Annotated in this window: 10 protein-coding genes and 2 pseudogenes; 7 read left to right on the top strand and 5 right to left on the bottom strand. The window is 53.7% G+C overall.

Going from position 1 to position 10,068, the window contains the following annotated elements; translation table 11 throughout:
- Positions 1 to 177: 177 nt before the first annotated feature.
- The 3 genes and pseudogenes from aac(3)-IVa to FTV27_RS17415 form a co-directional block, all read left to right on the top strand.
- On the top strand, positions 178 to 954 hold the full coding sequence (gene aac(3)-IVa, locus FTV27_RS16520; protein ID WP_001199192.1) for an aminoglycoside N-acetyltransferase AAC(3)-IVa: 777 nt from the start codon (positions 178 to 180) through the stop codon (positions 952 to 954).
- 228 nt (positions 955 to 1,182) lie between these two features.
- A complete protein-coding gene (gene aph(4)-Ia, locus FTV27_RS16515; protein ID WP_000742814.1) occupies positions 1,183 to 2,208 on the top strand; it encodes an aminoglycoside O-phosphotransferase APH(4)-Ia in 1,026 nt (341 codons plus the stop codon).
- Positions 2,209 to 2,213: 5 nt separating this feature from the next.
- A pseudogene (locus FTV27_RS17415) lies at positions 2,214 to 2,567 on the top strand (AAC(3) family N-acetyltransferase); the annotation flags it as partial.
- Positions 2,568 to 2,629: 62 nt separating this feature from the next.
- Here FTV27_RS17415 and FTV27_RS16505 read toward each other — a convergent pair.
- Positions 2,630 to 3,382, bottom strand: a complete 753-nt coding sequence (locus FTV27_RS16505) for an IS6 family transposase (protein ID WP_000602738.1) — start codon at positions 3,380 to 3,382, stop codon at positions 2,630 to 2,632.
- A gap of 85 nt (positions 3,383 to 3,467) precedes the next feature.
- Here FTV27_RS16505 and FTV27_RS16500 point away from each other — a divergent pair.
- Together FTV27_RS16500 and FTV27_RS16495 are read left to right on the top strand one after the other, a co-directional pair.
- Positions 3,468 to 4,967: pseudogene (locus tag FTV27_RS16500) on the top strand (Tn3 family transposase); the annotation flags it as partial.
- 140 nt (positions 4,968 to 5,107) lie between these two features.
- Positions 5,108 to 5,404 carry a hypothetical protein gene (locus tag FTV27_RS16495; RefSeq protein ID WP_044501921.1) on the top strand — a complete coding sequence of 99 codons (297 nt, stop codon included), beginning with the start codon at positions 5,108 to 5,110 and terminating at the stop codon, positions 5,402 to 5,404.
- A 63-nt stretch (positions 5,405 to 5,467) separates the two neighbouring features.
- Here FTV27_RS16495 and tetR(Y) read toward each other — a convergent pair whose 3' ends face one another.
- Positions 5,468 to 6,091 (bottom strand): tetracycline resistance transcriptional repressor TetR(Y), encoded by a 624-nt coding sequence (gene tetR(Y), locus FTV27_RS16490; RefSeq protein ID WP_011931118.1) that lies wholly within the window; start codon positions 6,089 to 6,091, stop codon positions 5,468 to 5,470.
- A gap of 82 nt (positions 6,092 to 6,173) precedes the next feature.
- On the opposite strand from tetR(Y), the gene tet(Y) reads away from it, so the two are divergent.
- Positions 6,174 to 7,349 carry a tetracycline efflux MFS transporter Tet(Y) gene (gene tet(Y), locus FTV27_RS16485; RefSeq protein ID WP_180079307.1) on the top strand — a complete coding sequence of 392 codons (1,176 nt, stop codon included), beginning with the start codon at positions 6,174 to 6,176 and terminating at the stop codon, positions 7,347 to 7,349.
- Positions 7,350 to 7,364: 15 nt separating this feature from the next.
- On the opposite strand, the gene FTV27_RS16480 is transcribed toward tet(Y), so the two are convergent.
- The 3 genes from FTV27_RS16480 to aph(3'')-Ib form a co-directional block, all read right to left on the bottom strand.
- Positions 7,365 to 7,631 carry a hypothetical protein gene (locus tag FTV27_RS16480; protein WP_052928020.1) on the bottom strand — a complete coding sequence of 89 codons (267 nt, stop codon included), beginning with the start codon at positions 7,629 to 7,631 and terminating at the stop codon, positions 7,365 to 7,367.
- Positions 7,632 to 7,798: 167 nt separating this feature from the next.
- Positions 7,799 to 8,635, bottom strand: coding sequence for an aminoglycoside O-phosphotransferase APH(6)-Id (locus FTV27_RS16475; RefSeq protein ID WP_000480968.1), 837 nt, complete (start codon positions 8,633 to 8,635; stop codon positions 7,799 to 7,801).
- A complete protein-coding gene (gene aph(3'')-Ib, locus FTV27_RS16470; protein WP_001082319.1) occupies positions 8,635 to 9,438 on the bottom strand; it encodes an aminoglycoside O-phosphotransferase APH(3'')-Ib in 804 nt (267 codons plus the stop codon). Before aph(3'')-Ib ends, FTV27_RS16475 begins: the two co-directional genes overlap by 1 nt.
- A gap of 232 nt (positions 9,439 to 9,670) precedes the next feature.
- On the opposite strand from aph(3'')-Ib, the gene FTV27_RS16465 reads away from it, so the two are divergent.
- Positions 9,671 to 9,967 (top strand): mobilization protein, encoded by a 297-nt coding sequence (locus tag FTV27_RS16465; protein ID WP_180079308.1) that lies wholly within the window; start codon positions 9,671 to 9,673, stop codon positions 9,965 to 9,967.
- The last annotated feature ends 101 nt before the right edge of the window (positions 9,968 to 10,068 follow it).

Genomic DNA, 10,068 nt, shown 5'->3' with positions numbered 1-10,068 from the left:
AGTACCAGCGTACGGCCCACAGAATGATGTCACGCTGAAAATGCCGGCCTTTGAATGGGTTCATGTGCAGCTCCATCAGCAAAAGGGGATGATAAGTTTATCACCACCGACTATTTGCAACAGTGCCGTTGATCGTGCTATGGTCGACTGATGTCATCAGCGGTGGAGTGCAATGTCGTGCAATACGAATGGCGAAAAGCCGAGCTCATCGGTCAGCTTCTCAACCTTGGGGTTACCCCCGGCGGTGTGCTGCTGGTCCACAGCTCCTTCCGTAGCGTCCGGCCCCTCGAAGATGGGCCACTTGGACTGATCGAGGCCCTGCGTGCTGCGCTGGGTCCGGGAGGGACGCTCGTCATGCCCTCGTGGTCAGGTCTGGACGACGAGCCGTTCGATCCTGCCACGTCGCCCGTTACACCGGACCTTGGAGTTGTCTCTGACACATTCTGGCGCCTGCCAAATGTAAAGCGCAGCGCCCATCCATTTGCCTTTGCGGCAGCGGGGCCACAGGCAGAGCAGATCATCTCTGATCCATTGCCCCTGCCACCTCACTCGCCTGCAAGCCCGGTCGCCCGTGTCCATGAACTCGATGGGCAGGTACTTCTCCTCGGCGTGGGACACGATGCCAACACGACGCTGCATCTTGCCGAGTTGATGGCAAAGGTTCCCTATGGGGTGCCGAGACACTGCACCATTCTTCAGGATGGCAAGTTGGTACGCGTCGATTATCTCGAGAATGACCACTGCTGTGAGCGCTTTGCCTTGGCGGACAGGTGGCTCAAGGAGAAGAGCCTTCAGAAGGAAGGTCCAGTCGGTCATGCCTTTGCTCGGTTGATCCGCTCCCGCGACATTGTGGCGACAGCCCTGGGTCAACTGGGCCGAGATCCGTTGATCTTCCTGCATCCGCCAGAGGCGGGATGCGAAGAATGCGATGCCGCTCGCCAGTCGATTGGCTGAGCTCATGAGCGGAGAACGAGATGACGTTGGAGGGGCAAGGTCGCGCTGATTGCTGGGGCAACACGTGGAGCGGATCGGGGATTGTCTTTCTTCAGCTCGCTGATGATATGCTGACGCTCAATGCCGTTTGGCCTCCGACTAACGAAAATCCCGCATTTGGACGGCTGATCCGATTGGCACGGCGGACGGCGAATGGCGGAGCAGACGCTCGTCCGGGGGCAATGAGATATGAAAAAGCCTGAACTCACCGCGACGTCTGTCGAGAAGTTTCTGATCGAAAAGTTCGACAGCGTCTCCGACCTGATGCAGCTCTCGGAGGGCGAAGAATCTCGTGCTTTCAGCTTCGATGTAGGAGGGCGTGGATATGTCCTGCGGGTAAATAGCTGCGCCGATGGTTTCTACAAAGATCGTTATGTTTATCGGCACTTTGCATCGGCCGCGCTCCCGATTCCGGAAGTGCTTGACATTGGGGAATTCAGCGAGAGCCTGACCTATTGCATCTCCCGCCGTGCACAGGGTGTCACGTTGCAAGACCTGCCTGAAACCGAACTGCCCGCTGTTCTGCAGCCGGTCGCGGAGGCCATGGATGCGATCGCTGCGGCCGATCTTAGCCAGACGAGCGGGTTCGGCCCATTCGGACCGCAAGGAATCGGTCAATACACTACATGGCGTGATTTCATATGCGCGATTGCTGATCCCCATGTGTATCACTGGCAAACTGTGATGGACGACACCGTCAGTGCGTCCGTCGCGCAGGCTCTCGATGAGCTGATGCTTTGGGCCGAGGACTGCCCCGAAGTCCGGCACCTCGTGCACGCGGATTTCGGCTCCAACAATGTCCTGACGGACAATGGCCGCATAACAGCGGTCATTGACTGGAGCGAGGCGATGTTCGGGGATTCCCAATACGAGGTCGCCAACATCTTCTTCTGGAGGCCGTGGTTGGCTTGTATGGAGCAGCAGACGCGCTACTTCGAGCGGAGGCATCCGGAGCTTGCAGGATCGCCGCGGCTCCGGGCGTATATGCTCCGCATTGGTCTTGACCAACTCTATCAGAGCTTGGTTGACGGCAATTTCGATGATGCAGCTTGGGCGCAGGGTCGATGCGACGCAATCGTCCGATCCGGAGCCGGGACTGTCGGGCGTACACAAATCGCCCGCAGAAGCGCGGCCGTCTGGACCGATGGCTGTGTAGAAGTACTCGCCGATAGTGGAAACCGACGCCCCAGCACTCGTCCGAGGGCAAAGGAATAGAGTAGATGCCGACCGAACAAGAGCTGATTTCGAGAACGCCTCAGCCAGCAACTCGCGCGAGCCTAGCAAGGCAAATGCGAGAGAACGGCCTTACGCTTGGTGGCACAGTTCTCGTCCACAGTTCGCTAAGCTCGCTCGGCTGGGTCGCGGGAGGGCCGGTCGCAGTGATTCAGGCCCTTCTGGATTGTGTTGGTCCCCAGGGCACGATTGTCATGCCCACGCACTCGGGTGATCTGACTGATCCCGCAGATTGGAGATCGCCGCCCGTGCCTGCCGATTGGGTGCAGATCTTGCGCAACGAGATGCCGGCATACGATCCGCAAACCACACCAACTCGGAACATGGGTGCAGTGGCTGAATTGTTCCGGGCGTGTCGCAAACACTTTTGGAGGCAGCTATCACCCAGCCAAGGCCGGTATTTTCATGCTTTGTTAACCTTTTGCAGTCCGAAGAGGCGCGCAAGCAAATCATTCTGGTCATTGACGGTCCAGCCGCCTGAAAAGCCAAAGCCCTTCCGCAGCCACAGCATCGCCTCGAAACCCGCGATGGTTCGCCGCGCCGTGTTAAAGGATTGGAAACCGCCGATCTTCGGCATGTTCTTCTTCACCCGGAAATGGTCGCTCTCAATCCCCTGCTGGAGATGTTTGGTCACATAATGCACGGGATCGGGATGGAGAAGCCCATCATCAACCGACGTTTTGATCGTTGACGGGAAGGTGTTGGCCCCGTCCGTCCCAATCCTGTTCGGCGACAACAAGGGTTCATCTTTAAGCATCTTTCGGAAGAACCGCTTGGCAGCGTCGAGATCGCGCTTAGCGGTCAGCAGGAAATCCACCGGATTGCCATGCTTATCGATGGCTCGGTACAGATAGCGCCATTTGCCGCGGATCTTGACATAGGTCTCATCAATCCGGACCGAGCCGCAATGGGGTCGACGAAACTGCCGCAGCCGTTTCTCGATGACAGGTGCATAAGCCAATACCCAGCGGTTGATCGTGCTATGATCGACCTCGAAGCCCCGCTCGCGAAACATCTCTTCCAAGTCACGATAGCTGAGCGGGTAGCGCAAGTACCAGGCAACCGCCTGTACAATCAGCCAGGCCTCGAAATGCCTGCCCTTGAAATCATCCTTCGACTGGCGCTTCAGCTTTTCGGCAATGGTATTCAAAATCATCGGCTCGCTCCGCAATATCAGGAGCGGCAACTTCTCTCCCCATGGTCAACATCGAGTTAACCTGAAGAATTTGCGACAAGGCCATGCGTTCCGCTCCGGAGATGTCTGGCTTACTAGGTCCCGGCGCTATGGCGATCTGAAACACGCACTCGTTCCGGCACAATCCATCGCGGAAGGCGGTCGTCTCGCTGTGCCATTGCGGCCGGAGGAATGGCTGGCAGACCGGCAAGCTCGCCTCGACATGCGGTTGCGCGAGCTTGGCCGTGCCGCTCGCGCAGGCACGATCCCGGGCGGGTCGATTGAAAACGGCGTTCTGCATATCGAGAAACTCGAAGCCGCCGCGCCGACAGGCGCCGAAGATCTGGTGCTCGATCTCTACAAGCAGATCCCGCCCACGCGCATCACCGATCTCCTGCTGGAGGTGGATGCGGCGACCGGCTTCACCGAAGCGTTCACCCATCTGCGCACAGGAGCACCCTGCGCTGACCGGATCGGGCTAATGAACGTTATCTTGGCGGAAGGGATCAACCTCGGCTTGCGCAAAATGGCGGATGCGACAAACACCCACACCTTCTGGGAATTGATCCGCATTGGACGGTGGCATGTCGAGGGCGAAGCCTATGACCGGGCGCTGGCCATGGTGGTCGAGGCACAGGCAGCGTTACCCATGGCCCGGTTCTGGGGCATGGGCACGTCGGCTTCGAGCGACGGACAGTTCTTCGTCGCTACAGAGCAAGGTGAGGCCATGAACCTGGTCAACGCGAAATATGGCAATACCCCGGGCCTGAAAGCCTATAGCCACGTCTCCGACCAATATGCGCCGTTCGCAACCCAGGTGATTCCTGCAACGGCAAGCGAAGCGCCTTACATCCTCGATGGCCTGCTGATGAACGATGCTGGACGCCATATCCGCGAGCAGTTCACCGACACGGGCGGCTTCACCGATCACGTCTTTGCCGCATGTGCCATTCTCGGCTACCGGTTCGCTCCGCGCATCCGCGACCTGCCATCCAAACGGCTCTACGCGTTCAATCCGTCGGCCGCCCCGGCGCACCTGCGAGCGTTGATCGGCGGAAAGGTCAACCAAGCCATGATCGAGCGCAATTGGCCCGACATCCTGCGCATCGCCGCCACCATTGCTGCCGGGACCGTCGCGCCAAGCCAGATTCTGCGGAAACTCGCCTCCTATCCGCGGCAGAACGAGCTCGCGACAGCCCTGCGGGAAGTCGGTCGCGTCGAGCGCACCCTGTTCATGATCGACTGGATTCTGGATGCCGAACTCCAACGGCGTGCCCAGATCGGGCTCAACAAAGGCGAAGCTCATCATGCGCTGAAGCGGGCAATCAGCTTCCACCGCCGCGGTGAAATCCGCGACCGTTCCGCCGAAGGCCAGCATTACCGCATCGCCGGCATGAATCTGCTCGCCGCCATCATCATCTTCTGGAACACCATGAAGCTCGGCGAGGTCGTTGCAAACCAGAAACGCGATGGAAAGCTGCTATCGCCCGATCTCTTGGCCCATGTTTCGCCGCTCGGATGGGAACACATCAATCTCACCGGAGAATATCGCTGGCCAAAGCCTTAGCGTAGGATTCCGCCCCCTCCCGCAAACGACCCCATTTTGTGATTTTGAATTAGATAATAATAAGTGATCGGCTTTGCTAATTGATGTTTTTGCTGTTGTCAGCTTAAAAGCTGAACAAGATTAAATAATGGAAATTTGATATGAATATGCGCATTCGTTTGATTGCAGGCGCAATCACCGCACTCATCGTGGGCTTTGGTTTTATGGCCTATGATAAATATACAGGCCGTGAATGGGTCGTCTCACCTGATCAGATTGAAGCGGCTCAAAGCAGTGGTAAAGCGGGTGTGGAAACACGTCCGGGCACGGTTGCGGTACGTGCAATCCGCAGCGAAGATGCGGATATACTGCCATTTAAATGGCTTGGTTATGGTTTGGTTGCAGGGTTCTTTGTCGTCTATTCAACACGCAAACCAAAAGCTGCACCAAAAGCATAATCTTTAAGTTAATCATTTTAAAAGCCTCGCTTTGCGGGGCTTTTTTATGTTGCATCTGCTAAGTTATTTTGTGGCTTTCTTCATTTCCAGACCGGAAATTAAAGCATCCAATCCATATTCAAAGGCAAAATCGGCACCTTCCGCATCGAATGTATCAAAGGCATGAGATAGAAACTGTGATGGCTGTGCAGGGGCTTCTTTTGAGGCTTGTTTGCGTTCAGAACTATCTTCGAGGGCTGCTTGCTGCTCACTGACAGAGCCCGTCGTATAATGACTGACAATCACTAATGCCCGTACGGCATCGGGCTGTTCAAATCCGCTCTCACATAAAAATCTGATCTGTTTTTCCACGCGCTCATATTGCGCACTGGTTGGGCGTGTGCCCGCATGAATGCGTGCGCCATCACGATAAGAAAGCAGTGCGCTACGAAAGCTGAGTGCATTTTCTTTTAAAAAGACACGCCAGTCTTCTCCTGTCTGAGGCACGGTGCGGGTGTGATTTTTTTCTAACATGGCTTCAGATAAGGCATCAAGCAGGGCGCGCTTATTGCGAAAATGCCAATAAAGAGCAGGTTGCTGCACCTTCAGGCGCTCGGCCAATTTTCGCGTTGTTAAATTGTCAACACCGACTTCGTTGAGAAGTTCAAGTGCAGCCTGAATAACGGTCTCACGATCCAATTTGGTCATTTTATTGCATTACCTCTTGACAATTTATCGTTGATAAAGTTTATTATCGCCAACTTATCAATGATAAATAAAAGTCACATCTATGTCAAAATCACTTATAACCGCACTCATTGTTGTCGCGCTTGATGCGATTGGTTTGGGATTAATCATGCCGGTGGTTCCGGCTTTATTAAATGAATTTGTACCGGCAGAGCAAACAGCATTTCACTATGGTGTTTTTTTATCGCTTTATGCGTTTATGCAGGTCTTTTGCGCGCCCGTTTTAGGGCGGTTATCTGACCGCTATGGACGGCGGATTATTTTGCTGGTTTCATTTTTAGGTGCCACGATTGATTATAGCATAATGGCGGCAGCGCCTGTTTTATGGGTGCTTTATATCGGCCGGATTATCTCAGGTGTTACCGGAGCAACTGGTGCAATCGCGGCATCAATTATCGCTGATACAACTAAACAGGAAGAACGTGCGCGTTGGTTTGGTTTTATGGGGGCGTGTTTTGGTGCAGGTATGATTGCAGGGCCTGCTATTGGCGGTGTTCTTGGTGATATATCTGTGCATGCGCCCTTTGTGGCAGGGGCTCTTCTCAATGCAATTGCCTTTTGTTTGGTGACTTTCTTGTTGCCCAAAACGCCGTCACAACCGCCTGAAGGACAGCCAGCCAAAATCAATTTGTTTGAAGGCTTTCGCTTCAATTTTGCAGTTCAGGGACTTGCCAGCTTTTTTGCGTTGTTTTTTCTTATGCAGCTGATTGGGCAGGCGCCCGCCGCTTTGTGGGTGATTTATGGCGAACAGCGCTTGAATTGGGATATTGGCACAGCAGGTGTGTCGCTGGCCGTTTTTGGTGCAGCACATACATTCGTACAAGCTGTTTTAACCGGCACTCTTTCAAAGCGACTGGGTGACCGCGGTGTGTTGCTGCTTGGAATGGGCGCTGATATGTGCGGGTTTTTATTGCTGGCTTTTATCACGCAAAGCTGGATGGTTCTGCCGGCAATTTTTATGCTGGCCACAGGCGGCATTGGTATGCCTGCTTTGCAGGCCATTATTTCAGGTCTTGTTTGCGATGAAAAACAAGGTGCTTTACAGGGAACTTTAACGGGGTTGACGAATATAACCTCGATTATCGGGCCGGTCGGATTTACGACGCTTTATGGCTTAACCGCGGGGCAGTGGGATGGTTGGGTTTGGCTCGTCGCAGCAAGCCTTTATCTTATTGCTATACCATTATTGCGCCAGTCAGCCAGTTTATTGCGATCTTAAAATCTTGGCGGGAGATCAAGCAATCCCGCCAATAAAACCGCTGAGTTCATCAAGACGCACCATTGCCATGCGCATGGTGCCACGGCAATTTTGAGCTTTGCAGCGTGCGCGTCGTTCAACTTCGTCCAAATATAATTGCTCGTGTCCTCGAATTGAGCTGATCATTGCCTTATTGATATAAACAAGGCGGTTACATTTCTTGCAGGTCATTTCTAATCTTTGATGGTCTGCAAGATCACTGGCTTTATAGCGGGTTTTCCAGTTTCCGGGTGGGGATGCCATTTTCATCACCAGAAGTCTTCAGGTGAGGGAATACGGACATAGCTGATTTTACCGCCCACATGGGGTCGTTTGCGGGAGAGGGCGAAATCCTACGCTAAGGCTTTGGCCAACGATATTCTCCGGTAAGATTGATGTGTTCCCAGGGGATAGGAGAAGTCGCTTGATATCTAGTATGACGTCTGTCGCACCTGCTTGATCGCGGCCGCGATAGCTAGATCGCGTTGCTCCTCTTCTCCATCCGCGTTCCAAGCTGCGGAAAGGCACCCATAAGCGTACGCCTGGTCGAGCAGGCGACGCGGATCGACGTCCAGCGCACGAGAGAATGCGTCCGCCATCTGTGCAATGCGTCTAGGATCGAGACAAAGGTCGTCTCTGTCAGCCGGATCGTAGAACATATTGGCGGCGCCAAAGCCCACTTCACCGACCAGACCGACGGGATCTATCACCAGCCAGCCGCGACTGGAGAACATGATGTTTTCATGATGCAGATCGCCATGTAGCCCACGCAGTTCCGAGGCATTGCTCATCATTTGATCGGCTATAATCGCCGCGTGGACGTAGTCAGTTTGACAACCTGCGTTTTGATCATCGCGCGCCCGCTGAAACAAAGCTGCAAAGCGATCCCGGATCGGGAGAAGGGCAGAAGGCAGGGGTTCCTCAGATGCGGCATACAGCTTCGCCATTAGTTCCGCTGCAATTTCGGTCGCCTGGTAGTCGCCGTGCTCGGCAACGATGTGAGAGAGCATTCGCTCCCCGGCATATTCGAGCAACATCAGATTGTTCTCACGACCGAGCAACCGGACTGCTCCCCTCCCATTGCGCCATACCAGATAGTCGGCCCCGCGCAGTTCATCAGCAATGTCTTCTATAGGTTTCAATCCCTTGACGATTGCAGGAGTCCCGTCTGGCAATGAAACTTTCCAAACGAGGCTGGAAAAGGTGTCCGCAATGAGAACAGGTTGCGAAACGTGCCAATGAGCAGGAAAAACAGGCGGCATGAACATCAACCCCAAGTCAGAGGGTCCAATCGCAGATAGAAGGCAAGGCGTTCGCGGTCGGGGGCTTCGATCCCCAATACATTGAATAGGACAGCGAAGGCGCGCTCTGCTTCATCTGGCGCTGCCCAGTTCTCTTCGGCGTTAGCAATCATGAGTGCCAAATCGGCATAGCGATCTGCTGTTCCGAGCCGCCCAAGGTCGATCAGACCCGTGCATTGAAGAGTTTTAGGGTCCACCATGAAGTTCGGCATGCAGGGATCACCATGGCAAACAACCATATCGGTGCGCTCTTGGTCGAGCCGCACCGGTAGCTCTCGTTCGACACGAGCCAAAAGATCGAGCTGCGGCGTACTCTTGTCCTCGTCCGGTAAGAAGTCGGGATTGACGGCATTGCGGGACACCACATCAACGGCGCGTCCGAACATTCGCGACAGCCTGCGCTCAAACGGACATTGATCAACCGATAGGCTGTGAACAGCGCCAAGTTGCTGCCCCATTGACGGCCACGCTTTGAGCAAATCCGCTCCAGACAGATCAGCCGCCGGTACTCCCGGAATTGCCGTTATCACCAAGCATGCACCCTCCTGTTCCTCCTGCCAGTTGATCACCTCGGGGCAAGCCACACCTCGACCTTTGAGCCAAATGAGGCGGTCACGCTCTCCAGCGAGCTCACCGCGGCGGGAAGCAGGTGCGATTTTCGCGAAGGCATGCCCGTCACCACGTCGAAAAACAAAATCACCAGATTCTCCGCCTCTGACAGGCAACCAGTCAGAATGCGATTCACCAAAAAAAATATTAGTTCGATTCAATGGAGGTTCCTTCAGTTTTCTGATGAAGCGCGGAGGTGGCTCATTTGTCTTTTCTCAACAACAACAAAATAATTTTATGGGGTAAAGGGGTATCCCCTTTCGGACTTCCAAACTTAATGAAATTAGTTTGGTAAAGTGCGCCATTCTGGAAAACCATTATAGCTTAGGAAGGCATTGAATCTCAATGGCAGGTATCCTATGCTTGAATGGTTTTTTAGGTATGGGAATTACAATGACAAATGAATCTTTAGAACAGAGAATTGCTAAGCAGGAAGAACGCTTAAAGCAACAGGAAGAACGCTTAAAGCAGCTTAAAGCTCAAAAGCAGGCTAAAGACGCTCGTGAAAAGGCAAAACAGAAAGAACAAAATCGAAAAAACGATACCAGACGTAAAATTTTACTGGGTTCTTACTTGCTCAAGAAAATGGAAGATGAAGCAGAGAAACAAAAAATACTCGCTGGCATCAACGAGTATTTAACAGAAGATCGGGATAGAAAATTATTGGCACTGTTGCAAATAGAGATTTGAGTCGATGATGTTCCCTTTAAAAAGTACTTAGAGACCGAAAACCCTGTTGATTAGACACACTTCACCCTGAGGCTGACCATAATAAAATGACGATGCTTGTC

The sequence above is a fragment of the Acinetobacter sp. YH12251 genome (assembly GCF_013417465.1).
In the GTDB taxonomy this organism is placed as follows: domain Bacteria; phylum Pseudomonadota; class Gammaproteobacteria; order Pseudomonadales; family Moraxellaceae; genus Acinetobacter; species Acinetobacter amyesii.
The sequence above is the reverse complement of the archived record's forward strand: the minus strand, read 5'-3'. Positions and strand labels throughout refer to the sequence as shown.